This window comes from Vibrio sp. 1F279 (assembly GCF_041439815.1).
In the GTDB taxonomy this organism is placed as follows: domain Bacteria; phylum Pseudomonadota; class Gammaproteobacteria; order Enterobacterales; family Vibrionaceae; genus Vibrio; species Vibrio tasmaniensis_A.
This window is the reverse complement of the sequence record NZ_JBGOOU010000030.1, coordinates 46,540-72,432: the sequence shown is the minus strand read 5'-3', so window position 1 is coordinate 72,432 and position 25,893 is coordinate 46,540. Positions and strand designations below refer to the sequence as shown.

At 43.1% G+C, this 25,893-nt stretch carries 23 protein-coding genes and 1 pseudogene; 15 read left to right on the top strand and 9 right to left on the bottom strand.

All coding sequences use genetic code 11. The annotated features are described in order from the left end of the window. The first annotated feature begins 86 nt into the window (after positions 1-86). The gene (locus ACED60_RS19235; RefSeq protein WP_371703578.1) at positions 87-1,073 is read left to right on the top strand and encodes a hypothetical protein; all 987 of its coding nucleotides are present in this window, start codon (positions 87-89) and stop codon (positions 1,071-1,073) included. A 264-nt stretch (positions 1,074-1,337) separates the two neighbouring features. Here the strand turns inward: ACED60_RS19235 and ACED60_RS19230 are convergent. The 3 genes and pseudogenes from ACED60_RS19230 to ACED60_RS19220 form a co-directional block, all read right to left on the bottom strand. Further along, positions 1,338-1,433, bottom strand: a pseudogene (locus ACED60_RS19230) (integrase); the annotation flags it as partial. A gap of 103 nt (positions 1,434-1,536) precedes the next feature. After that, positions 1,537-1,827 carry a type II toxin-antitoxin system RelE/ParE family toxin gene (locus ACED60_RS19225; protein WP_009847097.1) on the bottom strand — a complete coding sequence of 97 codons (291 nt, stop codon included), beginning with the start codon at positions 1,825-1,827 and terminating at the stop codon, positions 1,537-1,539. Beyond that, positions 1,820-2,041 carry a hypothetical protein gene (locus tag ACED60_RS19220; protein WP_371728237.1) on the bottom strand — a complete coding sequence of 74 codons (222 nt, stop codon included), beginning with the start codon at positions 2,039-2,041 and terminating at the stop codon, positions 1,820-1,822. Before ACED60_RS19220 ends, ACED60_RS19225 begins: the two co-directional genes overlap by 8 nt. 186 nt (positions 2,042-2,227) lie before the next feature. Between ACED60_RS19220 and ACED60_RS19215 the strand changes: the two genes are divergently transcribed. Further along, positions 2,228-2,548, top strand: a complete 321-nt coding sequence (locus ACED60_RS19215; protein WP_371728236.1) for a hypothetical protein — start codon at positions 2,228-2,230, stop codon at positions 2,546-2,548. A 297-nt stretch (positions 2,549-2,845) separates the two neighbouring features. Beyond that, positions 2,846-3,172 (top strand): hypothetical protein, encoded by a 327-nt coding sequence (locus tag ACED60_RS19210; protein WP_102258619.1) that lies wholly within the window; start codon positions 2,846-2,848, stop codon positions 3,170-3,172. Between the two features lie 453 nt (positions 3,173-3,625). Here the strand turns inward: ACED60_RS19210 and rplY are convergent, their stop codons facing one another. Beyond that, positions 3,626-3,904 (bottom strand): 50S ribosomal protein L25, encoded by a 279-nt coding sequence (gene rplY, locus ACED60_RS19205; RefSeq protein WP_009847093.1) that lies wholly within the window; start codon positions 3,902-3,904, stop codon positions 3,626-3,628. A gap of 369 nt (positions 3,905-4,273) precedes the next feature. Between rplY and ACED60_RS19200 the strand changes: the two genes are divergently transcribed. The 3 genes from ACED60_RS19200 to ACED60_RS19190 all read left to right on the top strand — a co-directional run bounded on the left by ACED60_RS19200 (position 4,274) and on the right by ACED60_RS19190 (position 6,889). After that, a complete protein-coding gene (locus tag ACED60_RS19200) occupies positions 4,274-5,002 on the top strand; it encodes a glycosyltransferase (protein WP_135382868.1) in 729 nt (242 codons plus the stop codon). Positions 5,003-5,016: 14 nt separating this feature from the next. Continuing rightward, complete coding sequence (locus ACED60_RS19195; protein WP_371728235.1) at positions 5,017-6,324, top strand: LssY C-terminal domain-containing protein; 1,308 nt, start codon at positions 5,017-5,019, stop codon at positions 6,322-6,324. 184 nt (positions 6,325-6,508) lie between these two features. Beyond that, positions 6,509-6,889: a VOC family protein gene (locus ACED60_RS19190; RefSeq protein WP_029222854.1), complete on the top strand. Its 381-nt coding sequence runs from the start codon at positions 6,509-6,511 to the stop codon at positions 6,887-6,889. Positions 6,890-6,979: 90 nt separating this feature from the next. On the opposite strand, the gene ACED60_RS19185 is transcribed toward ACED60_RS19190, so the two are convergent. The 3 genes from ACED60_RS19185 to ACED60_RS19175 all read right to left on the bottom strand — a co-directional run bounded on the left by ACED60_RS19185 (position 6,980) and on the right by ACED60_RS19175 (position 9,511). After that, a complete protein-coding gene (locus ACED60_RS19185; protein ID WP_371728234.1) occupies positions 6,980-8,326 on the bottom strand; it encodes an ATP-binding protein in 1,347 nt (448 codons plus the stop codon). Positions 8,327-8,428: 102 nt separating this feature from the next. Then, entirely contained in the window at positions 8,429-9,088 is a 660-nt protein-coding gene (locus tag ACED60_RS19180; protein ID WP_004734666.1) for a response regulator transcription factor, read from the bottom strand. A gap of 24 nt (positions 9,089-9,112) precedes the next feature. Next, on the bottom strand, positions 9,113-9,511 hold the full coding sequence (locus tag ACED60_RS19175) for a PepSY domain-containing protein (protein WP_009847088.1): 399 nt from the start codon (positions 9,509-9,511) through the stop codon (positions 9,113-9,115). 287 nt (positions 9,512-9,798) lie between these two features. Between ACED60_RS19175 and ACED60_RS19170 the strand changes: the two genes are divergently transcribed. Beyond that, a complete protein-coding gene (locus ACED60_RS19170; RefSeq protein ID WP_371728233.1) occupies positions 9,799-12,180 on the top strand; it encodes a GGDEF domain-containing protein in 2,382 nt (793 codons plus the stop codon). Between the two features lie 76 nt (positions 12,181-12,256). On the opposite strand, the gene ACED60_RS19165 is transcribed toward ACED60_RS19170, so the two are convergent. Next, positions 12,257-13,996 carry a DEAD/DEAH box helicase gene (locus tag ACED60_RS19165; protein WP_371728232.1) on the bottom strand — a complete coding sequence of 580 codons (1,740 nt, stop codon included), beginning with the start codon at positions 13,994-13,996 and terminating at the stop codon, positions 12,257-12,259. A gap of 97 nt (positions 13,997-14,093) precedes the next feature. Here ACED60_RS19165 and rsuA point away from each other — a divergent pair, with 97 nt between their 5' ends. The 3 genes from rsuA to ACED60_RS19150 all read left to right on the top strand — a co-directional run bounded on the left by rsuA (position 14,094) and on the right by ACED60_RS19150 (position 16,880). Then, positions 14,094-14,789, top strand: a complete 696-nt coding sequence (rsuA, locus tag ACED60_RS19160; protein WP_009847085.1) for a 16S rRNA pseudouridine(516) synthase RsuA — start codon at positions 14,094-14,096, stop codon at positions 14,787-14,789. A 214-nt stretch (positions 14,790-15,003) separates the two neighbouring features. Further along, positions 15,004-16,221, top strand: a complete 1,218-nt coding sequence (locus ACED60_RS19155) for a Bcr/CflA family multidrug efflux MFS transporter (RefSeq protein ID WP_065680420.1) — start codon at positions 15,004-15,006, stop codon at positions 16,219-16,221. Then, positions 16,221-16,880, top strand: a complete 660-nt coding sequence (locus tag ACED60_RS19150) for a DUF2913 family protein (RefSeq protein WP_009847083.1) — start codon at positions 16,221-16,223, stop codon at positions 16,878-16,880. Before ACED60_RS19155 ends, ACED60_RS19150 begins: the two co-directional genes overlap by 1 nt. A gap of 113 nt (positions 16,881-16,993) precedes the next feature. Here the strand turns inward: ACED60_RS19150 and ACED60_RS19145 are convergent, their stop codons facing one another. Then, positions 16,994-18,430 carry a DUF2867 domain-containing protein gene (locus ACED60_RS19145; protein ID WP_371728231.1) on the bottom strand — a complete coding sequence of 479 codons (1,437 nt, stop codon included), beginning with the start codon at positions 18,428-18,430 and terminating at the stop codon, positions 16,994-16,996. 96 nt (positions 18,431-18,526) lie between these two features. Here ACED60_RS19145 and ACED60_RS19140 point away from each other — a divergent pair, with 96 nt between their 5' ends. From ACED60_RS19140 to nhaA, 5 genes are all read left to right on the top strand, one after another. Next, positions 18,527-19,900 carry an MATE family efflux transporter gene (locus ACED60_RS19140; protein ID WP_102258612.1) on the top strand — a complete coding sequence of 458 codons (1,374 nt, stop codon included), beginning with the start codon at positions 18,527-18,529 and terminating at the stop codon, positions 19,898-19,900. Between the two features lie 122 nt (positions 19,901-20,022). After that, positions 20,023-20,694, top strand: a complete 672-nt coding sequence (locus tag ACED60_RS19135) for an ABC transporter ATP-binding protein (protein ID WP_009847080.1) — start codon at positions 20,023-20,025, stop codon at positions 20,692-20,694. Then, complete coding sequence (locus tag ACED60_RS19130; protein WP_009847079.1) at positions 20,675-23,128, top strand: ABC transporter permease; 2,454 nt, start codon at positions 20,675-20,677, stop codon at positions 23,126-23,128. The genes ACED60_RS19135 and ACED60_RS19130 overlap by 20 nt, the downstream gene beginning before the upstream one ends. Continuing rightward, positions 23,118-24,266 carry a lipocalin-like domain-containing protein gene (locus ACED60_RS19125; protein WP_371728230.1) on the top strand — a complete coding sequence of 383 codons (1,149 nt, stop codon included), beginning with the start codon at positions 23,118-23,120 and terminating at the stop codon, positions 24,264-24,266. Before ACED60_RS19130 ends, ACED60_RS19125 begins: the two co-directional genes overlap by 11 nt. 275 nt (positions 24,267-24,541) lie before the next feature. Further along, positions 24,542-25,705 carry a Na+/H+ antiporter NhaA gene (gene nhaA / locus ACED60_RS19120; protein WP_029222855.1) on the top strand — a complete coding sequence of 388 codons (1,164 nt, stop codon included), beginning with the start codon at positions 24,542-24,544 and terminating at the stop codon, positions 25,703-25,705. The last annotated feature ends 188 nt before the right edge of the window (positions 25,706-25,893 follow it).

Sequence of the window (25,893 nt, the reverse complement as noted above, 5' to 3'; positions counted from 1 at the left end):
TAACCCACGATATTGGAGGCTAGCACCTTTCGTGGGGGTCATTATGTCTATGTGTATCGGGGAAATTGATCGTTAAAGGTAATTTTATGAGAGAGAAAAAAGATAGAGAAGAAGAAAATATTCTGTCTCGTATTTTTAAAGAAAGTAAATATTGTGAAATATGCAAAAGTGAACAGCCAGATTTTATATTGAAATATGATGCTAGATCGATAGGAAAGGTTGATGTAGGTGTGGAAATTACTGAGTTGTACTTCGATGGCACATCAGCACGATTAAAAAATAAAGATAACTATGCATATGAAATTTTGGAGCACGGTAATTATGTTCACAAAGATGATAAGGAAAAACTAAAAGTACAAGATGTTAAATATTTTTCTCAAGCAAAGCCGGGTGAGCCATTTGATACGAAAATTTTGATGCATCCTAACTATACGCTACAGGACTATAAAAAGTCTTTACTGCAAACAATTAGAAAAAAGTCAAGGAAGTTCCTGAAGTATAACGCTAATGTGAATCAATCAGCTTTAGTCGTTTATGATAAGGAAAATATATTTACTAAGTTTGATAGGCAAAATTTTGTTAGTGTATTTTTTGATAAGTTAGTATCAAAAGAAATAAAAAGTTCACCGTTTGATGAAATATATTTAATTACTAGGTTTAAAAATGACCACAATCAGTACTATGTACAGCTTAAGTACTGCCTTCTACAAAACGAACTAGGAGTTTTGTTAAACTATATAGAAAAAAATAAACTTAATGAAAAAATAGATAGCTTAGGCGTTGAGGTGATTGATTTATATTCGGAGGTCTTATTTAAGAAAGGCTATCCATCAATAGGCTTCTCAGAGCGTAATGGTAATCGAGTTGTTAACGCTAATAGATATTCATTTTGTATAAATGTTTCCTCTAGAGGAATGAGTGTTTTTGATGATTTTCCAAGGCTATATATAAATGAACATGAGTACTCAGAAGTTGATGCTAAATTTTTTACAGAAAAATCGTTTAGTTCATACTTGAAAGAAACTAATGATAAGTTTGTCTCATTTGAGGTGGGTTTTAAAGCACTAAGGTAGAATATACACATAACGAATAAGGATTAAGGTGTTGCGTAGCCAACACTAAATCCCAAGTGTTGAACAAGCCCGAAGCCACTTTATTAAGTAAATTGTACGATTGAACTTGAAGGGCACATCGCTTTGAGGCTTTTCTCAAGGCGAGCGAGGTCAAGATAAGGTTGCGATAGCAATCTTATCAAACAGTTAGCTGTTTTTCGTTTCTTTCGTCGTCACATCTCCTCTGATTTCGTCAATGCCATTCTCCTTATTATCAAATGCCTTTCGACGAACCGCACGAGAATAGGCATCAATAGTTGCAGGTCGTTTACCTTGCAGTTTAAGGTTAGTAAGGTGTTGTTCATAAGGAGAGTTATAGCGTTACAAGAGTATGGATGGTAGCTGTTTTACTCTGCCGCGTAGCGGCTTCGTTCAACAAACGAGTATGGCTCAGACGGGCAAGGATATTTTCGATCACATTGAATCAATATATTTTCTTCATATCTCGATAAAAATTTTCGTGCGAGCCGAGAGCTATTAGTTCGAGAGTTACAGTACCATCTTCATAGCTATAACCGAGCAATGTTAATTGCTTAACCATCTTAAATTTATGCACTCTCAAGAAAAACAGGTCACCTTTCTTCTGCTCACCAAGATGCGGATCTTCCATAAGGGCTCGAATAGCATTATCTAGATCCGTTTTTTGGTTCTTGTGTAATTTCTTGACCGCCTTCTTAAAAGTAGGTGTCTGAAGAATGTTGGTAATCTTAGTCAAAAGAGTAAGCCTCTAATTTACCTGCTTCCTTCTCAGATTTTGCTATGACTGCTTGCTTTACGAACTCATAAGGTAGATCAGGGTTGTCTTCCATCATTTTCCCGATTTTAGCCCAGTGCTCAATTTGTTTTGGTGTAGTGCGGTTTAGTGCTTTAGCCATTATCGCTGCCTTATCAAAAAGATCTTGGTCAATACGTACACTTGCAGTAGCCATAATATGTCTCCTAATTTAGTTTGTATCTATATTGTAGTAAATCGCCACGGGTGTTGCAAATTGCGACATGACAAGCATTTAAGCAGACTGTTACGCTTGTAATTTTCTACTTGGATTAGTTTCAGTGATTTCGGTCGTAGGTTTGAGTGTATAGGTAGTGTTGTCAGCGACTCAATTAGGCATTATGTGCTTCAGGCAAATTATCTTATGGAGGCAATAGTGAAAGATCCAGATGTCGAATTTTCCAAGTGGAAGCTAGAGAGGAAAAAAGGGAGTCTCAGATTTACTGCTCGTACATCATTTCCAGCAATCTTAGGCGTGATGGTAGGTCAAAGTATTGAGCCGTTGTTTATGTCAGAAACAGCTTGGGGCTGGATACAAACTACCGATGTATTGATGAGTGGTTTTTGGGGTTCGATAGGTGCTATCCCGTTAAGTTATGCAATATGGTGTTGGCGTGAGAAGAAGTATAAACATCATGTCGCTAATCTTCAGCAACGGAGATAACAAGCATTTAAGGCGGATTCTTATATGTACCTCTGGCCAAATTTTATGCCTGTATTTCTTAGCATCAAGCGAAATTGAAATTAGTGGAATTAATATCAAACTAGACTTTGGAAATATTCCTACAGGCGTTTAAAGCAGCCTAATGCTGGCCCTTCCTTTCTGCTCAAGATTGGATTTCGTGTTAATAGCGCTCTGATTTACTATTGGGTAATCGTGTCGCTCACGTCTTTTAAACGCCGTAATGTTCTACCCGCCGTAATGTTCTACCCTAAGAAGTAACACTTTGTGGAGGTCTGTATGAATATCAAAGAGTCTGATTGGAAAATCTTTTGTGAGATAAAGAGTGAAGCTGCGCAACTGTTTTGTACTCGTCAGCTAGATGAAGCCATCAAAGCGATTACTGATGAATCAGAATCTGTAGGGGAAAGGTTTCACTTTATGTGCGAGTACTCCAAAGAATCTCAAAAGCAAATGAAGCTTATTTTTGATGGCCATTCTCGAAGCCGAGCATTTATCCAACTCATGCAAATGTGTGAAGAAGGTTTGGTTGTACCAAAACAATTCGAACGCCTTTCAGAGGAGCTCAAAAAAGACATTACGAACGCTCTAGAAAGAAGATCCTAAGGAAAGTCGGGTATTCAGGCCGCTTGACCCAGTAAATGTACGATAACCTTCCAAGGTAAACTGCTACAACCATCCTAATATTACTCCTCTTTATTCGCTATCCGAATCCATGATTTTTGGCCAGGGAAGCTGAGTGTTATGTTTTGAAAAGTGAGTGTGCGGAGCCTAGCGAAAAAGCGGTATAGTCTTTGTGTTAGAAAAACTACGGTATAAGCCCACCTTTCGTCCACCCTTAATCCACCCAGAAAATATAGGGACAAAATAGGGGAGGGGAAAGTTATTGATTTCAGTGTATTGCGCGAGATTTACGACGTTTTTGAGGGCTCAAAAACGGTGAAACCCCGATGTTGGTAGCATCGGGGTTTCGAATTTCTAGATTTCTCGACTGGTAAGATCGATTATCTTTTCTATGCAGAAGGCTGGATTAATCCAATCTTATTCCTTGGTAGGGAATTAGATACGAATGAAGTCCATGTGCTCAACTTTAGGCTTGAACGCGTGACGTTGAACGTCTTGCGGCTTAACCTTAACTTCTGCGCCGTCAATCACTAGAGTGATTGTTTCGTAGAATTCAGGCTTATCCATTTGGTTGATCACGTCAGCGTGAACAAGTTCGATAGCTACAGCTGCTGCTTCGCCACCGTAGATTACAGCTGGGAATTTACCAGCGTGACGTAGGCGGCGGCTCGCACCTTTACCTAGTTCAGTACGTACTACTGCTTCAAATTTCATAGTTTTACTCTCAAATTAGTAAAAATTAACTTCACACCTCAATGCGACCTTGAGTATGTGGTAAAGCTTAGGCATAAACGAGTTCATGCTTAAGCGAGCGCGGATACTAACATCACATTCAAATCTGAGCAAGTCAGAAGCCCATCTCAAAGTGAATTTCCTTCGATAAATGATTCGTTTGGAGATAAAACGTTCACTAGCGCTTATTTACCCCATTTTATCGTCTTTTACATTGCCTATCTTATCTATTTATAGCGTTGCTAAATCATCAAGTTAATGAACGGAAAATGAATGTTTGCCTAAGGCTTGGTTAAGGCTTGGTTGGTTAATCTTAGTGTTAATTAAACAGCAGAATGAATAGGTGAAAATATGGAACCGGTAAGCATTGTCGTAATTACGCTAAACGAAGAGAAACGCATCAGCCGCTTAATGGAAGAGTTGAGTGTGCAAACCCATCAAGAATTTGAGGTGATTGTTGTCGACTCGAACAGTGAGGACAACACAAGAGGGGTGGCACAAGCTTATGAAAGCGCGTTGCCAAAGTTAATGGTTCATCATATGGAAAATCGCGGTGTGAGCCTTGGCAGAAACACAGGCGCTTCATTAGCGCAGTACAACCGAATCCTTTTCTTAGATGCTGACGTGAGTTTGCCCCGAAACTTCCTTGCGAAAGCGCTTTATGAATTAGAGGAGAAGAAGCTTGAAGTGGCGGGTGTGTACATGAGCTCGAAAGGTCTGCCGCTTGTACACAAGTTTGGTTACGGGCTGTTTAACGCAGGCTTATTTACTACCCAGTTCTTTTTCCCGACGGCGATTGGCGCCTGTATTTTCTCGACTAAACGAGCGCATGATGAAATCGGCGGTTTCGATGAAGAGATCGTACTGTGTGAAGACTGTGACTATGTAAAACGTGCGAGCAAAACATGGCGATTTAGATTCCTTAATATGACCTTTGGTTTTGACCCACGTCGTTTAGACCAAGATGGTGTTGTAAAGACAGGATCTACTTACCTTAAAGCCAATGTAAGACGCTTTTTTAAAGGCGAAATGCGTAACAACGAGATGAACTACAAGTTCGGTCATTATAAAGAACAGTAAGCACTGAGGTTGTTATGTTTGATGGACTAGGGCTGTTTCTGGGGGCGTTGGGTGATGCTCTCATTGGCCCAAACTTATTTGTACCGGGAGAGCCCTTCTTTATCGCAGCGGGCTTTCAACTGTATTCAGGTGCATGGATGGCGTTGGTTTTGGTGATGCTAGGCGGTTTGCTTGGTGACCAACTCAGTTATTTTATTGGCTATAAATACGGTGCGAAAGCGCAGCGAAGGCTCATTAAGTTTCGTCCTAAAACCAAAAGATTAATTGCGCGCTGCCGTTACCTAATTGCTCGCAAAGGCACATACATCATTCTTTTTGCTCGCTTATTAGGGCCTATCGCTTGGGTTGTGCCATTTATAGCGGGCTCACATCGTGTACCGTGGCGTAATTTTAGTGTGTTGGCGTTGTTCGGCTTGGCTATTGGTGGTGGACAGTTCATTGCTTGGGGCATGTTACTGGCGCACGGTGTTGAAAACTTCCCGTGGCTTAATAGCCTCAAGATATTTATCTCTGAGCATAATAGCTTGATCGCCGGTGTGTTCACGGTATTGGTCTTCACCATTATTGGTTATCGAATGAAGTGGCGACGCTTGGTGCTTAAATCCAGTGCGCTGTTGTTGGCGTGGGTGTTGTTTGCGAACTACGCTCACTTTTTCTGGAAAGCCGATGATTTTCAGAATCAACCAGAGACGGCTCAAATTGACAAAGTCGACTGGAATTCGGTTACCTATAAAGCGTTCCCAGGCAAATCTTCATTCTACTCGGCACAAGCTATCAACGTACTATATGTTGGAGCAACCCCAAGAGACTTAATGAAACAATTGGGCTGGATAGAAAATCAAACTTTCTCTCGAAATGAGATTGAATGGGCTGGCTATCTCGCATTGCTTAGAGACAAAACGCCGCCAGTGTCCGATTTGTATTGGCGAGACAAGCCACAAGATATGGCGTTTCAGTTGCCGGGTAATTTGATGAAGCGCAGCCACATTCGCTGGTGGCGCGCTGGTGTTGATGTTCAAACTAACCAGCCTCAGTGGTTAGGTGCAATTAGCTATGACGATGGCCTTAAAGTCACCCCTTACTCAGGTATTGTGACCATACTGCATAACATTGACCCTAATGTTGATGAAGAACGAGATAGGCTTGCTAATCAGATACGAACGTCACTGCCAGATATTGATCTAGACAAGTACCCATTAGCTACGGTGGAAGTAATGAATGAAGATCATGACTATTATACAGATGGTAAGATCTTGATGATCGGAGTAGCAACCTACCGCGATGATTCACAAGCTTTGGATGTTGCTGTGAACGATATATAGAGCGATATATAAGAGCGACTAACTTGCGCCTTGTTTGGACCTCCTTCAAACAAGGCTTTGTGATTTCTACTGGACTATATCTAAAGAAACTTACCTGCTCTCATGTAACTCCTCAACTATAAATTGTTCAATTTTGACTATGCTGATTAAGGGCGAACAAGCAGCGAAAACTGAGGATAACGTTATGCAAATGAATCCGATTGGTTGGTTTGAAATATATGTTGATGACATGTCGAGAGCAAAAATTTTTTATGAATCAGTATTTAAAGTGACGCTGGACAAGTTAGACAATGAAACCGGAATCGAAGTTGAGATGTGGGTATTTCCTTGCGATATGGGGAACTATGGAGCCACTGGAGCTATATGTAAGATGTCTGGTGTAAAAGCGGGAGGCAACAGCACCATGGTTTACTTCTCTTGTGAGGATTGTGCCACAGAAGCAAGTTTGGCAGCGGCCAACGGTGGCGCGCTACAAGTACCCAAAATGGACATTGGTGAGCATGGTTTTATCAGTGTAGTGAGTGACACGGAAGGCAATATGATTGGGCTTCACTCGATGAGCTAATCATATTGAAGTGAGAAAAGCTTTGTTAAGCCCTAGCGTTGTGCTAGGGCTTATCGTGTTTACTTGGTTTACTTAGCGCGTTTAGCTTACTTAACCTTTGCTTAGTTTTAGCACCAGAGAGGCTTTCAATCCGCCCATAGAGCTCTTGCTGAGCGTTAGGCTGCCTCGGTAGCTGTGCGCCATTTCATTCACGATGTTAAGCCCCAAGCCTGTTCCTGGTGTGGTTTCATCAAGTCGAACACCTCGTTTGGTCACTTGCTCAAGCTTCTCTTCAGGAATGCCTTGGCCATCATCTTCAATCACCAATTCAATGTTGCCATCATCGAGTTCATTCGAATGGACTCGGATAATGCTGCTCGCCCATTTGTAACTGTTCTCGAGTAGGTTGCCGACCATTTCATCAAGGTCGGTTTTTTCTACCGCCACTTCAATCTCAGAGTCTAGCTCGTTAATCATGGTGACTTCGTTGGCGGAGTAGACTTTATCAAACGCCATTGAGATAGCTTCAACACGCTCACAAGGTGAAGACTTCACCGAAAGAATGTTCATTGCACCGGCCATGCGTGCTCGGCCAAGGTGATAATCGATTTGGCTTTGAATCTGATTAATGGGTTGTTGCAGCAGTGCCTTGTCATCCTCTGGAAGTCGCTCTATCTCATTTTTCAGAACCGACAGCGGAGTTTTCAACGCATGAGATAAGTTACCCGCGTGGTTACGCGCTCGCTCCAATAACTCTTGATAGTGGAAGAGTAGGGCATTGAGATCAGAAACTAATGGAGAAACCTCTTTCGGGTAGTTGTCGCTTAACCCTTGTTGCTCGCCGTTTCTCAACATCACCAGTTCACGTTGCATCTTACTGAGTGGCAATAGCGACCAACTGACTTGAATACCAATCAACATCAGCACGCCCACAAACAGTAGCATCAGAATCAACCAGACCTGACCTGTAAGTTCGGTCAGTGTGGATTCTAATGGATCTTCATCAATACCTATGGTGATCGTGACAGGATCGTTCAGTTCAGGCAGATAGATATCCTGCTCGATGTAAATAAGCTTTTCTTTCTCAGGCCCTTTGATTGAAGTATGAATCGGCGAACGCTTGATAGTGAGGTCTTTGTCCCATAGCGAGCGAGATCGAATAATCTGGTCTTGAGTAGCGGCTCGCCAATAAATACCACTGTAGGGTTGGTTAAACCTAGGGTCAGACAGACGCTCTGCCATGATGAGGTTACCACTGTCGTTGGTTTCTATGTTGGCGGTTAACTCGTCCATGGTTAGGCTGAGCTGTTGCTTGACGTCATCGACCAAGTAATCGTTAACCAACTTAGGTATTCCGACGCCTGCCGTTAATATCATCGCACCTAGCCAAAAAGCCGCGGCGAGGAGCAAGCGGCTTTTTAGACTGACGTTTTTAAGTGTTCGTTTTTTTAGATTCATACGTTACCAGCCTGTCTTTGCTCATCTTGCTATGAGAACAACAACGATCAGCACAGGCTGTCCACTAATTGGAGATTGCTCTTAGCTTAATTAAATACAGCGTTATTCAGCATTCAGTTGGTAGCCAAGGCCACGAACGGTTTTGATGATCTTTGGTGCGATTTTCTTACGAATACGACCAATGAACACTTCAACCGTGTTTGAATCGCGGTCAAAATCTTGCTTGTAGATGTGTTCAACCAACTCAGTGCGCGAGATAACTTTGTTTTGGTTATGCATGAAATAAGCGACCACTTTATATTCAAGCGCTGTGAGGCTAACCGCTTGGCCTTGCCACAACACTTTAGAGCTGCGTGTGTCTAGGCTTAGATCACCAATTTGAAGTATAGGAGCAGCACTGCCTGACGCTCGGCGCAGTTGAGCACGAATGCGGGCTATCAGCTCGACCATTTCGAATGGTTTAGTTAGGTAGTCATCAGCACCTGCATTCAAGCCTTCTACACGCTGAGTAAGCGTGTCGCGCGCACTTAGGATAATCACTGGCGTGTTAATGTTTTCGTCTCGAATACCTTTTAATACGGTTAGGCCATCCAGCTTAGGTAGACCTAAATCGAGAACGATGGCATCCCACTCTTCCGATGTTGCACGGTAGAGTGCGTCGATACCGTCTTGAGAAAGCTCTGGAACCCAGTCGGCTCCCTCAAGGGTCTCTAGAATTTGTTGGCCCAAGCGAGGTTCGTCTTCAACGACTAAAATTTTCATGTATCACTCTTTTATTGTTATTTATTATTCGTGGGAGTTTTTGATCGCTTCTTTAAAGTTGCGACCTTTAATCATCAGCATTTCTAACGTTTCAGCGTTGTATTCCACTTTAATGATATTGTTTTGGAAATTTATTTTTAGCTCATACACCCAAATATCATCGTCTTCTTCTAGTTCTACTTTAATGATTCGGCCATGAAGATCATTTTCAACCGCAGCATACATTTCTGAGAAAGGGCGAATGTAGCCCTCTTGCACCGCTTCATAGACTTCGTCTTGATCTTCTTCAAATTCGATACGGGTTCCCGCTTTATGAACATCTTGTACAAGATCATGACCGTTATGGTGATCATCTTGTGCAAAGCTTGATGTCGAGCCTATAGCTACAGCGATACAGATGAGTATAGCGCTTGGTTTTTGCATGCAGTGGCCTTAGTAAAAGAAGCAAGTAACGACAGTTTAATACAATAAAAATGAATGGAGTATGAATGTGAATACGAGAGACGCTTTATCATTTTAGCAATGTAAAGTGTTGTATCAACGTGCAATTAACCAACCTGATATTCATGTTGATTCATTTGCTCAATAGTAATGCGTTGACGTTATTACATTCCCTTACAAATTACAAATAATTAACATGGTAAACTCGCAAGTATATGGACCTATGGGGCTCTTTGCCGCGCGATATTTGATTTAATAAGGATTTTAGAGTGCCATTTACAGTGCTAGTTATGTTGTTTTTTTCAGTGCTGATAACGTTCACTAGCCATGCTAACGAATTAGATTTCAAGCAAATCAGTGACTTCGAATATGGCATGGTAGTGAGTGATTCTTCGGTTGATGCCATCCTATATAAGGAAGAAGGGTGGAGCTCAATTGTTACTTGTATTCCTGAACCTAATCAGTCGTGTTGGCTTAAACTTGCACTACCTTCAGACAACCAATCATATGAACATCTAGTTTGGAAATCTCTTTCATCCCGGACAGGAGAGCTGTTTTTTGTTGATCAAGACGGAAAAGTTGTTGGCAATTTTTTGTTTGAGTATTATCGCTCGCTACGGCTGAACAAAAATTTTGAATACAGTTATGTTTTAGTGAAATTTCCTAGAGGTAAGACTGTAAATGCCAGTGCGTTATTTTCGAAAGAGCATCAATTAAAGCAATCACTTGTTATGAAAGATGGGGTGATTCTAGCCTTATTTCTATTGTCGAGCGCAATATCGTTAGTTTATGTTTATTTTGCTTGGCCGATAAAGCGATCTAAAACACTATTTATGACGTGCTATATAGTGCTGTTTTCTATGTTTTATATTTACAAGTTTGGGTTTTTATGGGATGGGTATGATGATAAAGGAACCTACGTTATAAATTTTTTTAGAAGCGACTACTGGTTCGTTTCTTATTCTTTATCTTTAGTTTGTGTATATTTAATGCTTGTTTTTTCAAGTTGCGATAGAATAAATACAAAGCACTTACTGATTTGTTCTTCATTTGTTTTTCTACAGTTCTTTTCAGTTTATATAAACTTTGATGTCATTGTTGGGTTTTTAATTAGCACTATCCTTGCAGCCGTTGTTATAGCATTTTGTTTGATATCAAAAGAAGTTAATAATAAAGTTCAAATAATAATTAGCTATCTTTCGTGTTTTATTATGTCTGTGGTGGTTCTTGAATCATCAATGACTATTTCATTCATACCTGAGTATTATTATTTAATACAGGCGCTATTCTACTTGTCTCATGCTTCTTTTGTATTAGCATGTGTTTATGATCTTGGAGAATTAAGAGTTATTAATTTGGGCGATTATAAGAAATTGTTGTCTAATTCTGATAAAGATTTCATGACAGGATTGTATAATCGAAAATCTATAGAATATAAAAAGGTCATTGAGTGTTCTCGTTGTTATTATTACATTGATGCAAATCAGTTGAAGTTTCTCAATGATAGTCAAGGTCACCATGTAGGTGATCGAATGATAATAAATTTAGCTATGCGCTTCAAAAAAATAGCCGCACAAGGCATAGGGAAGGCGTATAGAGTCGGTGGCGATGAATTTGTATTAATTTGCCAAACGTCGGTTTCCAAGGAGTTACTTGAATATTTGTTGGAACAGAACCTCACCCAAGAAACAGAAAACGCTCTAAGCTTTAGTTTTGGCCGTTATCGAAGTGGTCCTAATGAATCTGTCGAAGATTGTATTTACAAAGCTGAATACTGTTGCCGTAAAGCAAAGTCCAACAATGAATCTTACCAAGACTGGCAGCAACAAGACGGGGTCATGCTCTATAGCTTACCGAATCTTAGAATAGAAGCAGTTGAATTACTTAACTCGGATAGGTTGCTTTGCTTTGCTCAAAAAATTCATTCTTTAAAGGGTGTTGCTTCGAGCTATGAGCTACTGTGTCGTTTAAAAATGGAAGACGAAGAAGGGCGTGAAAAAATCGTTTCTGCTGGTGAATTGCTCGATGTTGTAGCCTCTCATGGGCTTGAGAAGGAGCTCGATTCTCGTATGCTAACTTACGCAATTGGCTTACTTGAGCACTATTCAACTATTCAATTGTCATTAAACTTCTCAGTTAAAACCATTTTCGATATGAGTGTTATTGATCGTTTATGTCATCTACCCCCTTATATCCGTTCCCGTTTATGTGTTGAAGTGACTGAGCTTGTTTTTTATCGTGCAGATGAGAAGTTTCGAAAAATAGTAGAGCGACTACAACACCACCAAATAATAGTTGCCTTAGATGATTTTGGTTCAGGTTATTCATCGTATTCAATTTTATCTGAAGGCTGCTTTGATACGATCAAGCTTGATGGTTCGCTTGTTGAAAATATTAACAGTTCTGATTTTAAGAAAAAAATGGTGCACTCATTAGTTGAGTTGGCAGAAATGAGCCAAACTAAAGTGGTTGCAGAGCGTGTTGAAACAATTGAAGAGTTAAGAACTTTAGAAACGCTAGGCATTGACTTTATTCAAGGCTTTTATATTCATCGGCCAACTTTAGCCATTGAGCTTTTTGATAATATGGAAAAAGAGGCGCGGGAATCAGAAAAAGCTGAGCGCAATCTAATTTGTGGTTTAACAAGTTAACTCATGTGTGGTCATTAGAATGTGAATAAAAGGAGTGTCGATACTCCTTTTATTAATTCTGTTGATTCTTTGGATTCTATTGCTTCAGTTCATCTTCGAATATCTTGTCTCTCATTTTCCAAAAGCGCCCGACTTTACGTGCAATGACGAATTGAGGTGGGCGAAATCGATGTTGGTGAGCGACCACTTTCGTTGGTGAAGCTTCCTCAAACGGTCTGTGTCTGTCGGCAAGGTGAGGGCGAACAAACTGATCCTTAAAGTTCTGCTTCTGTTTCTTAGTGGTTAATGACCAAAACTCATGCACTTGTGCTTGGTTTTCTCCACGGTAGGTGACCTTAAGCTGCGATTTGCCTTTGTCGTCCTTGAGAACGTTAAGGTCCATCTCTAAACACTCAAACACCAAAGCATCTTTCAGGTTTAACGCTTCTTTCAGCTTTTTGTCTGGGTCAACTAAGGTGGCATCACACTCATGACAAATACGCGCGGCAATGTCGTTGTCAGCGCCGCATTCACCACAATACTTAGCGCGAAAACGATAGTTACAGTGCTCTCGTTCTCCCGTGTCTTCATCGGTAAAGTAGCCTTGGCATTTGCGGCCAAAGTGTTCGAGCAAGAAGCCGTTACTGTCTAGCTTGCCCCAAAAGTTATTATTGAAGCCGCAAGCAGGGCAGGGAATGGTGATGATTTCACTGTCGGAATCGGGCTTAGGGTCACCCACTTCAGGTTGGTAAAGGTCATAACTGTTGCCCGCATAGTCGAGCACTAAACACTCTTTTTTACCCGGAGATAGGCGTAAGCCACGGCCAACGATTTGTTGGTACAAACTGATGGACTCTGTTGGGCGCAAAATCGCGATTAAATCCACATGGGGCGCATCAAAACCTGTGGTTAATACCGATACGTTAACCAAGAACTTGATTTTACGTTCCTTGAAATCACTGATGATTTGGTCACGTTCGAGTGTCGGTGTGTCGCCGATTACAATTGAAGCTTCACCTTCGGGCAGTAAACCAAGGATCTCTTGTGCGTGTCGAACGGTGGCTGCAAATACCATGATGCCAAGCTTGTCTTTGGCTAGTTCAATGATTTGATCGACAATTTGCGGGGTAGCGCGTTTAGACTGCTCGATCACCATGTCGAGTTCTGATTCTTTATAACGACCTGTATTTGCCGGTTTTAGTTGCGAGAAATCATAGCTTAAAACGGGCGCATCAATCATTCGAGCTGGTGTGAGAAAGCCTTCGTCCAACAAGTAACGAATCGGCAGTTCGAAAATACAGTCTCTGAAAAATCTCGGCTCTTCAGAACGCACTTGGCCACGCGTGTGATATTGGTAAAGCCACCCCATACCAAGACGATAAGGCGTCGCGGTCAATCCAAGCACTTTTATACCCGCATTATTTTCACGTAAGTGAGTGATCACTTTTTGATAGCTGCTGGTCTTTTCATCTGGCACGCGGTGGCATTCGTCGATAACCAATAATGAGAACTGATTGGAGAATGAGTCAAGGTTTCGAACTACGGATTGAACCGAAGCAAACACCACTTGTTGGTCTGTCTCTTTACGCCCTAAACCGGCAGAGAAAATTGAACCTTTTAGCCCATAACCTTCATACTTTTCATGGTTTTGCTCAACGAGCTCTTTTACGTGCGCGAGCACTAGAACACGACCTTTAGCGAGCCTTGCTAGCTCTGCAATCACCAGGCTTTTTCCTGCGCCTGTAGGCAATACAAGAACAGCCGGTGTTTGGTGTTTTCTGAAGTAATGAATCACTGATTTTACTGAGTCAGCTTGGTACGGGCGGAGTGTATACATATCGTGTCTTGTAAAATGAAAAACAAATAGTGTGAAATAGCTCAACTAATTGAGCAAAGGTGACTATAATACCCGACTTAGATTAGTTGAGGTATTCATGCGTTTAGATAAATTTCTGTGCGATGCGTTAGGCGTCACTCGAAGAGAAGCAACACACTTATTAAAATCAAAAGCAGTGACAGTAAATGATGTCATTCAAAAAAGCGGCTCACTTAAGGTAACTGAAGAGTGCGTTGTGGAATGGCAAGGCAATGAGCTGAATGTTCACGGCCCGCGTTACATCATGCTTTACAAGCCAGAAGGTTTTGTTTGTTCGCATGAAGATGGCTCAAATCGCACTGCGTTTGAATTACTCGATGAAATCAAAATGGACAAGCTGCACTTTGCAGGTCGTTTAGATGTTGATACAACGGGTCTTGTCTTAATGACAGACGACGGTAAGTGGTCTCACCGCATCACATCGCCAAAGCACAAGTGCGAGAAGATGTACCGAGTGTGGTTGGTTGAACCTGTTGAAGACGATTACGTTGAAAAGTTCAAAGAGGGCATCCAGCTTAAGAGCGAAGACGGCCTAACACTTCCAGCACACCTTGAAGTACGTGCAGAGCGTGAAGTGTTGCTAACGATTCACGAAGGAAAATACCACCAAGTAAAACGCATGTTTGCAGCACTTGGTAACAAGGTCGAAGCACTGCACCGTGAACGTATTGGTGAAATCGAGATGGACGAGTCTTTAGAGTTGGGTGAATACCGTTACCTAACACAAGAAGAAGTAGACTCTATCTGGAAGTAATCTTTTCTACCGTAGATGTGGCCGACCAAGGATAGCGTCGGCTGATTATTTTGACTGGTACTAGGACAGTTTCAGCCATTATTACTATATGTTCATGTATGTGTGCGCATATTCGTGTATCACTGTGCGTATTCGTGTATTGCTATGTGTATATTCGTATATTGCTGCGTGCATGCTCGTGCTTACATAGAACCTAGTACTTAGTCGGAGAGTTATGCAAACGTCTACCTCACAGACCCCAAGCTCACAATCACAAACGCCTCAGTTAGGTTGGATGCTATTTTTGGTTCTGGGCGCTATTGGTGCTTTAACACCACTCGCCATCGATATGTACCTACCTGCAATGCCAACGATCGCCAAAGATCTTGGTGTGACAGCAGGGGAAGTGCAAATCACACTTACCGCGTACACCGCAGGTTTCGCTTTAGGTCAGTTGTTACATGGTCCGTTAGCCGACAGTTATGGTCGCAAGCCAGTTCTACTGATTGGTGTGCTCTTCTTTGCGATAGCGTCTGTCGTGAGTGCAACCACTCATGGCATTGAAGCGTTAACGTTAGTTCGTACCGCTCAAGGTTTTGCAGGTGCGGCGGCGGCGGTCATTATCCAAGCGGTTGTGCGTGATATGTTCGACCGTGAAGATTTCGCAAGAACCATGTCGTTCGTTACCTTAGTGATGACGGTTGCGCCACTTATCGCGCCGATGATTGGCGGCTATTTGGCATTGTGGTTCGGCTGGCGTTCAATCTTTTGGGTGTTAGCTATTTTTGCAGTGATTGTGATTCTCGCGGTGATAATCAAAATCCCTGAAACTCTGCCTGTTGAAAATCGTCAACCATTACGCTTTAAAACCACGATTCGTAATTACGCTCGTTTATGTAAAAACTCGACCGCTATGGGCCTAATTTTCTCGGGTGCGTTCTCGTTCTCTGGGATGTTTGCATTCTTAACCGCAGGCTCTTTTGTCTACATTGATGTCTATGGAGTACGTCCTGACCTGTTTGGTTACCTGTTTGGTCTGAACATCGTTGCGATGATTCTGATGACGACAATTAATGGTCGAATTGTTAAGAAGGTTGGCTCTCATACCATGCTGAGAGCCGCGCTGGTCATTCAATTATTAGCTGGCGTCGGTTTACTGGTTGGTTGGTTATTGGATCTCGGGCTTTGGGGTATTGTGCCGTTTGTGATGCTATTTATTGGCACCATTTCTACTATCGGCAGTAACTCTATGGGTCTATTGCTCAGTGGTTATCCAAACATGGCCGGCACGGCTTCATCGCTTGCGGGAACATTAAGATTTGGTACTGGTTCTGTCGTTGGAGCTATCGTTGCGATGCTGCCAAGTGACAGTGCTGGGTCTATGGCTATGGTAATGGCTGCGTGTGCAGTAATGTCAGCATTACTATATTGGACATTAGGAAAGAAGGCATAATGTCAAAATACTATATTGAAATTCAGAAGTTAGTGAATGATGCGTTAGGCGAGCTTTACGCTCTGCACAAAGCAGGCAAAGCGATTGATGCGCCTATTGCGAACAACCTTTATTTAGTTCGTTGGGTAACGAAGGCGATTAAGGCTCAGTCTTATGATCGTGTGATTGTGCCTGACTTGGTTCGCTGGCAGAAACAGGGCCGTTCAAAGGGCAATAACTCTGATTTAACTTTTACCTTTAAACGTATTTCTGCGTTTTACGGACGTTTTTTCCCTGAAGGCGAAGAGCCTAAAGCGCTAAAAGACAGTGATGTTGAAGCGTTCATGGACAAAATGTACGAGATGGGTTGGAGTGTATCAAGTGAAGACGAGCTAACGACTGGAGGCAAGATTCAATTCTTCACCGATGGTGAGCACTCTTTTGCTTTGTGTGGCAAACAGTGTGACGACTCTTTCGACGGTGAGCTGATGGTTAAGCCTATGAACTGGTTTGTTCGTGGTAACCACGCTGAGTTTATTCAAGCAGCGATGGAAGCGGGTTTCATGCTTCACAAAGTGACGGACTATAAGTCTGCGGTGAAGTATCACGGTGAATACATCGTGTACCCAGCTAACCAAGGCAACCAACTGGCTGAGATCCCAATTAGCGTTATTGGCTAATCTAGTGACAGTTAAAAATATAAAGACCGCCTAAATGGCGGTCTTTTTCTAGCAAGAAGGTGTGCAGGGAGTCTCATCTATAGCTCTTAATTTCTTCGCATCTCGAATCTGCTTTAATCCTTCATCTGATCTTTAGCTTGCTTCTCAATCGCCTTCACCATGCCTTTAAAGATAAATAGGTGAGCTGGCATCATCGCGAACCAATACAGTAAGCCTAAAAAGCCTTTTGGATGCCACCAAGCTGAAATGTTCAGTTCACGAGAATCACCGTGGTCAGATACGGTAATTTCGAGTCTCCCCAAACCGGGGCCTTTCATACCGAAAAGCAGAGATAGAAACTGATTCTCTTCACAGCGAATAACCTTCCAAGAATCAATTTTGTCACCGACTTTTAGGTTAGGGCCTTCTGGCATTTGTCGAACAGGTACACCACCGCCAAAGATAAGATCTAACCATTCGCGTGTGCGCCATAAAGCGTTAGCGAAGAAGTAACCCTGTTTTGGGCTTCCTATCTGCTGTGCAACATGCCAGAGGGAATCTAAGGATGCGCTTGAGGTGATACTTGCCCCTGTTTTCTTCGGGTAATAGCCATATCCAGCTTGCCAGCGCTTGAAGGCGGTTTTGTCAAAGCCCCAAACATTACTTTTTACGAAGTTGCCTTCAGAATGAATCGCTTGCTCAACCATGTTTTCGAATGAGATAAGTTTCTGAGGGTACTTTTCTCTAATGATGGTCGAACTGGCAATAAAGTCATGCTTTAAGCCCGCGAGAAGCGCTCTGCCTATGTTGGACGGAACAGAAGTCACCACGCCCAACCAATAAGACGCCATTGAAGGTGTGAGAAGCGATGTCGCCCACAGCCTGAGTGGACGATCGGCTGTTTTGGCAATGTGAGCAAATTGATTTCGATAAGAGACAATATCTGGCCCGCCAACCTCGAAGGTTTGATTGTCGCTTGGCGTGTCTTGTGCGAGTTGTAGTAAATAATGGTTCAGGTTCTGCAAGGCAATCGGGTTCGCTTTAGAGTCAACCCACTTTGGCGCAATCATGATAGGTAAGTTGTACACGAAATCTCGCATGATCTCGAATGCCGCAGAGCCGGGGCCAATGATGACGCCTGCTTGAAGTTCGGTTACCGGTACTGGTCCTTTACGAAGCAGTTGTCCGGTTTGTTTTCTCGCTTGAAGATGCTCTGAATCACCCGTTTGCGGTTGAAGCGAACTCAGGTAGATGACGTGTTGGTTTTTTGGCCCAAGAGCCGAAACAAAGTTACGAGCCAACTTGAGTTCGTAATCAATGAAATCATGGCCTTCAGCCATTCCATGTACAAGAAAGAAAATAAGGTCAAAGTCAGGGACGAGCGCTTGTGTCGCAGCTTGATCTGCGAGATCAAGGTATTCAAGTGACAAGTTGTCGTGAGGCTCTGTTCGTGCTTTTAAATAGTCGATATGCCTTGCTGCAGCTGTGACTAGATAGCCTTGCTCAAGCAGGAGAGGGAGGAGCTGCGAACCAACATATCCAGAAGCGCCTAAAACCAGTACTTTCTTCATTGTTACTCCATTTATCTCTGTGGTTAAAAACCGAACATTGATATAATAGCGTGATATTTATCTTTATTCATCAATACGTTCCGTTTAGGTATTTCTATGTTGCTCTCTTCAATTATTCATCACACTCGAGGTGATTTTGTTCGTAGGCTTATTGCGATTGCTTTGCCTATTACTTTGCAGAGCATTATGTTTTCAAGCCGAGGCTTAGTGGATGTGTTGATGTTAGGCCAATTGGGTGAAGCGGATATTGCGGCGGTGGGTGTGGCGAGTCGAGCCATGTTTGTCACGACCATTATGCTGGTGGGTGTCACCACGGGTGGTGCGTTATTGACTGCGCAATATTGGGGAGCAGGTAACAAGCAAGGCGTCAGAGAAAGTACGGCGTTGACTTGGCTGGTTTCAACACTGTTTGCATTACTAACTATTGTTTTCTTCGTTTCATTTCCCGCACAAATCATGGGCGTGACGACTGACTCCCAAGAAGTGATCAACCTTGGTGTTGAATACATTGTTATCACCTCGTTTAGCATGCTAGCTGTATCGTGCGTTAGCAGTATGGCTGTAGGTTTGAGAGCGATGCACAAACCCGGGCTAAGCACCTTCTTCAGCGGTATCGGTATCCTGTCTAACGTGTTCTTAAACTGGGTGCTGATCTTCGGTAACTTAGGCTTTCCTGCGCTTGGAATCAAAGGTGCGGCGATTGCGACGGTATTGAGCGGTGCCATTGAAGTGGCGACCTTATATGGTTATCTTTATTGTTCAAAGCATCTCTTGGCTTTCAAGTTATGCGATATAAAAGCAGCAGCTTCGATTGAAAAAGTGGTTCGCTTCTTAAAGTTATCGCTGCCGACGACGTTTAACTTTTTGGCGTGGGCGGGTGGCTTATTTGCTTACCACGCGATCATGGGGCAATCGGGCGTTCAAGGACTGGCAGCACTGTCAGTGATGACGCCGGTTGAATCTATCTCATTGAGTTTACTGATTGGCCTTTCGAATGCGGCAGCGGTTCTGGTGGGTAATCAACTTGGCGCAAAGAATAATGAAGCGGTTTATTACCAAGCGTTAGGCTTAACGATTTTGTGTTTCTTGACCAGTATCGTGGTCGCGATTTTTCTTTACTTCGTACAAACGCCAATACTGAATGCTTTTAGTGCACTGACGGAAGAAACCAGAGCCCTCTCAGAAAAGTTCATTCTAATTTTAAGCGTGGGTATTGTTATCCGATCGGTACCGCTGACTGTCATTGTTGGTGTGTTGAGAGCGGGCGGTGATGTGAAGTTCTGCCTTTATCAAGACCTGATTGCCCAATGGGTGATCGGTATTCCGCTCGCCGCGATTGCTGCTATCTATCTGAAGTTTCCACCTGAGTGGATATATCTACTTTTCCTCACTGAAGAAGTACTTAAGTGGGGTGGGTCGCTCTACCGCATGAAAACAAGAAAATGGATTAAAAACTTGATAGGAAATTGAAGTAGAGCGCATCAACCCCATCACTTTATCGTTGGTGTGTGATCTATCTTTCAAAATACTTCCTCCTAACAGGGAATTAGTGTAGATTCTCATTCCAAATTCTAACTAATGTGAGCTGTTTAATGTTAAAGCTGTCAGACCTGTGTAAAGGCTATGTCGATGGGGGGGAGTTTCACCCTGTTTTGCAAGGTGCTGAATTAACATTAAACCAAGGTGATCAGCTGGCATTAATGGGAGAAAGTGGCTCTGGTAAGAGTACTTTGCTGAATCTTATCGCGGGTTTAGACCTCGCCGATTCAGGTGAAATCGCTTTCCCTCACTTCGATATGCACGACTCGACCGAGCGTGACCGCACCGCTTATCGTAGAAACAACATCGGTCATATCTTCCAGCAATTCAACTTGCTACCAACGCTTAACATTGCCGACAACATCCGTTTTTGCCGCCAGTTAAAAGGTTTACCTGAAGATAAGGGACTCTGGAGACAGATTCTTTCTGCTTTAGATCTTATGCCTTTGCTTGGTCGTTACCCTGAAGAAGCGTCTGGTGGCCAGCAACAACGTGCTGCGATTGCTCGTGCCTTGTATATGGAACCGAAAATTTTGTTGGCCGATGAACCAACGGGAAGCCTTGATGAGCGCAATGCGGAAGCTGTGATGCGTTTGCTGACCTCTTTGGCCCGCCAATTAGAATGTACATTATTGCTGGTGACACACAGTGAGAAAGTTGCATTGCATATGGATGGCAGAATTCGCCTACAAGGAGGGCAACTGCATGTTATGGCCCGTAGTTAAAGCGCTACTTGGTCACTATCGACGTTACCCACTTCAGATTATCTTGGTATGGCTTGGTTTAACCCTAGGCGTATCACTTTTGGTTGGTGTTACCGCTATCAACCAACACGCCAAGCAAAGTTATACGCATGGCGAAAAACTCTTTTCGAATCCTCTTCCTTACCGTATTCGACCAAAACATAACGCGAATAAAATCCCGCAAGGTTTTTACATTCAGCTTCGTCGTGAAGGCTTTCAGCAGTGTTCTCCTTTTGACCACCATAGTATCACTGATGAAAATGGTGCAAACTTTATGCTTATTGGCATAGACCCTGTTTCTATGCTTCAGCTTCAGCCTGGTGCTGCCCTAAAAGAACTCACCACGTTAGATCTCATGAAACCACCATATCCGATCCTAGTGAGTGATGATCTTGCTGAACATATGGAATGGAAGGATGGGGACTACATTCCACTTATGGATGGTTCAGAGCTAGGTCCAGTGGTAGTGGACCAAAATAACCTGATTAATGGTACAAGGTTGATTGCGGATATCTCTTTGCTCCGAATGCTTAAACGCAGTGCAGGGCTTTCCGTGATTGCGTGTTCAGACATGTCTCCCGAGAAGTTTGAACGTCTTAAAAACATGTTGCCCAATGGTTTGACAATCTCTCGCAGCTCTAAAGCTGAGCTTGAGTCATTGACTAGCGCTTTCCACTTAAATCTAAAAGCGATGGGCATGCTGTCGTTTGTCGTTGGCTTGTTTATTTTCTATCAAGCGATGTCGCTGTCTTTCATTCAGCGCCAACCACTCGTCGGAATCTTGAGACAAACAGGTGTGTCTGGTTGGCAACTGACTAAAGCGCTTTGCTTAGAGTTATTGTTATTGGTTCTACTGAGCTGGATCTGCGGTAATGTATTCGGTGTCATGTTGGCAAACCAACTGTTACCTGCCGTTTCTTCGAGTTTAGGTGATCTTTACGATGCGAATGTGGGCTTAACCCTTAGCTGGAGTTGGCGTTGGAGTGGTTATAGCTTATTAATGGCGTTGCTTGGTGCATTCCTAGCGTGTGCATGGCCATTGGTTCGTTTGCTGAGGTCGCAACCGATTCGTTTGTCATCTCGTTTATCTTTGATGCGTTTTGCTGGCACTGAGTTTACTTGGCAAGCATTGATTGGTTGTGGTTTCTTGGTTGCAGCTGTCGCTGTGTATCAAGCCCCACAAACGCAAGAATCTGGTTTTGCGATTATTGCCCTGATGCTCGTCAGTGTGGCTTTGTTTACGCCTTTCTTGATGTGGAAGCTGTTCAACAGTTTGTCTTATTCACTGCGTTGGGTTCGTGCTCGCTGGTTCTTTGCGGATGCCGCTTCAAGCATGAGTTATCGTGGTGTGGCGACAATGGCGTTCATGCTAGCGTTAACAGCGAATATTGGTGTAGAAACCATGGTGGGTAGCTTTAGGGATACCACCGATAAATGGCTAACACAGCGTTTGGCTGCAGACCTTTACATTTACCCAACCAACAACGCCGCTGCACGTATGAGTAATTGGCTGTCAGAACAGCCTGAAGTCGATTCAGTTTGGTGGCGTTGGGAGAAAGATGTCGCTTCCCCTGTCGGAAGTACCCAGGTGGTCAGTACTGGTCCTTCTGAAGGCGAATTAGAAGCGCTGACGATCAAGTTAGGTATTCCGAATTACTGGTACCACCTGCATCATTCGAAAGGTGTGTTGATCAGTGAATCGATGTCTCTCAAGTTAGGGATTCGCCCAGGCGACTATATAGACCTTTATGACAGTCTTGGCTCTGGTTGGCAGGTTGTTGGTGTTTATTACGATTATGGCAACCCTTACCATCAAGTCATGATGTCACATCGAAACTGGCTATCTGGGTTTGCTGGACGCGGAAATGTCGGTCTAGGCGTCATACTCAAAGATGATGTCAATTCCGTAGGACTTCGAAGTCGATTGGAAAGCGTATTCAGGCTTGGATCTGAGCGTATTTTTGATAATAACAATATTCACAGTCAGGCGATGAGAGTGTTTGATAGAACATTCGCGATAGCTGATACATTGGGTAACATCACTTTGGTCATCGCGGTCTTCGGCATCTTTTTCGCGACGGTTGCGGGTGAAGTGTCTCGACAAAGGCATATTTCATTGCAACGTTGCTTAGGGGTCTCGGCAAAAGAGCTGATTTTTACAGGCAGCTTGCAGTTGTTTGTGTTCGGACTTATTTCTTCCTTGATTGCTATCCCGCTCGGATTGGCGTTAGCCAGCTTGATCGTCGATATTGTCATTAAGCAGTCTTTTGGGTGGTCACTCGAATTACAAGTGATTCCTTGGGACTATTTGCAGACATTTGCGTGGGCCATGGCAGCATTAATGTTAGCTGGTGCATTGCCAGTGATGAGAATGATTCGGAACACACCGATGAAATCACTGAGGGATGCGCTTTAATATGCTTCAACGAAATGGCTCAAAAAAACTCAGACACCGATTTGTTTCTGCTCTATTACTGATTGGTTTCTTTGGCACTATTTTAGGTGTCTGGGCTTACTATTCCTATTTTGTCGATGTTGGCGATAAGGGCGAGAATGAGGTTAATTCAGTACTTGTAAGTGAGCACTTCAATGTGTTTGAACCTGTATTGCCAGACCGAGGCGTTTCGTTGCCTCGTGATTTCCAGTTCCACCCAGAATTCCAGCATGAGTGGTGGCATTATTTTGCGTCTCTAAAAGGGGATGATGGGAAAAAGTACTCGGTACAGTGGAGCTTCTTTCGCATTGCAACCGATGAGCGAGAAACCTGGGGGTGGCAAAGCCCGCAGGTTTATATTTCAAATGTGGTAATTTCGTCTGAATCTAAGGTTTGGAAAGAGCAACGTTTGGCGCGTGGTGGCATTGGACAGGCGGGAATGACCAGTCATCCGTTTAGAATTTGGATTGATAACTGGAACTGGCGTGCCTTGGGTAACACACCGTTTCCAGGTCGCCTTCAAGTACAAACCGATGCGTTCGGCCTTGAACTCGACACTATTGCGAAAGGGCCATACGTGCTCAACGGCGATAACGGCTATCAGAAAAAGCACGACTTATTGCCTGTCGCGTCTTATAACTTCAGCGCTCCGTTTTTATCTTTGAGTGGGGTTTTGAATCTCGACGGTGTAACGAAAGAAGTCGAAGGTACTGCGTGGGTGCATAAAGAGTGGGGCAGTGGTTTACTCGGAGTCGGTCAGCAAGGCTGGGATTGGTTCGTGTTTAATCTCGATGACGGTACTGCACTGAGCATTAACCGATATCGCCATAATCAACAATTGCCTTATGTTTTTGGAACATTGGCAACTCGTTCTGGCAAAGTGTATCAGCTAACGGACTCCGACATTTCTATCAAGCCATTACAGAATACGACGCTAATGAATGGTAGAAGAATGCCGCTCCAATGGATTATTAACGTGCCACAACACGATATCAATCTCACTACGCGTATCAAACGTAGGGATATGTGGCTGCCTTTTGTCATACCCTATTGGGAAGGGCCAATTATGGCGAGCGGAAGCCATGAAGCAACAGGCTTTATGCAGTTAACTGGCTACTAAAAAACACCTAAGGCTATCATTTGATAGCCTTTTTTTATGTTTGATATTCCGACAACCCTCGAATTATTTGTGCATACAGCCTTGGTGAACTCATCTATACTTAATTCATGGTGCATAACAACATTATGGAATATACGACGTATTGTTTAGTATTTGTAGGAAAAACCGAAGTTAAACATCCGAAGAAGTGATTATCTATCGATAGAGCTTGGATATAAACTCGTGGTTATTCTTTGTTATTCGTTTATTTAAATAATAAATATAAGGGCGAAATCATGACCGACGTCATCCGTGACTTCTTTAAATTGGAATCTGCTGGCGGCATCATACTAGTCATCGCTGCGGCGATCGCAATGTTTGTAGCAAACTCACCATTGAACGAAATGTACCAAGGGGTACTGCACAGCTATGTTCTTGGTATGTCTGTATCACACTGGATTAACGATGGCTTAATGGCTGTCTTCTTCCTTCTAATTGGCTTAGAAGTTAAGCGCGAACTGTTAGAAGGCGCATTAAAGTCTAAAGAGACAGCAATCTTCCCAGCTATCGCAGCGGTGGGTGGTATGCTAGCTCCTGCACTTATTTACGTGCTATTCAATTCAAGTAACCCTGAAGCGCTTCAAGGTTGGGCTATCCCAGCGGCAACTGATATCGCTTTCGCATTGGGCATCATGGCTCTTCTTGGTAACCGTGTACCGGTAAGCTTGAAGGTATTCCTACTAGCGTTGGCAATTATCGATGATCTAGGGGTTGTTGTTATCATTGCACTGTTCTACTCAGGCGATCTATCGACGCTTGCACTAACGGTTGGCTTCATTGCAACTGGTGTGCTGTTCATGCTAAACAACAAGCATGTAACTAAGCTGAGTGTTTACCTTATTGTTGGTGCAATTCTGTGGTTCGCAGTATTGAAGTCAGGTGTTCACGCAACATTGGCTGGTGTAGTCATTGGTTTTGCTATCCCACTGAAAGGCAATAAAGGAGAGCGTTCTCCGCTGAAACATCTAGAACATGCTCTGCACCCATACGTCGCTTTTGCAATTTTGCCAATCTTCGCATTTGCAAACGCAGGTATCTCACTAGAAGGCATCTCAATTTCAAACCTTACAGGCATGCTACCTCTTGGTATTGCTATGGGTCTATTGGTTGGTAAGCCTCTGGGTATCTTCCTATTCAGCTGGGGTGCTGTGAAAACGGGCATCGCTAAGCTTCCTGAAGGTGTGAACTTCATGAACATCTTCGCGGTATCTGTGTTGTGTGGTATTGGCTTTACGATGTCTATCTTTATTTCATCGCTAGCATTTGGTCCAACGAACGCAGATTTTGATACGCTTGCTCGATTAGGTATCCTGATGGGCTCAACGACCGCAGCTATCTTAGGTTACTTCCTGCTAAGTATTTCTCTACCGAAAACTAAGCATCAAGAAGTAAAATTATAATTGGTAGGTAAAAGCATAATCGGTAGTAGGTTCGCTTAAGAGGGAGCCTACTCACTGAGTAACAAGTCAATTTCTGAGTAGCAAGAAGAGTCACAGAATCACCTTTACGATTCATGTGACGACAAAGAACAAAAAGCCGTGATGGGTAACCCTATCACGGCTTTATTGATCTTGAAGCTAAGCTGTAT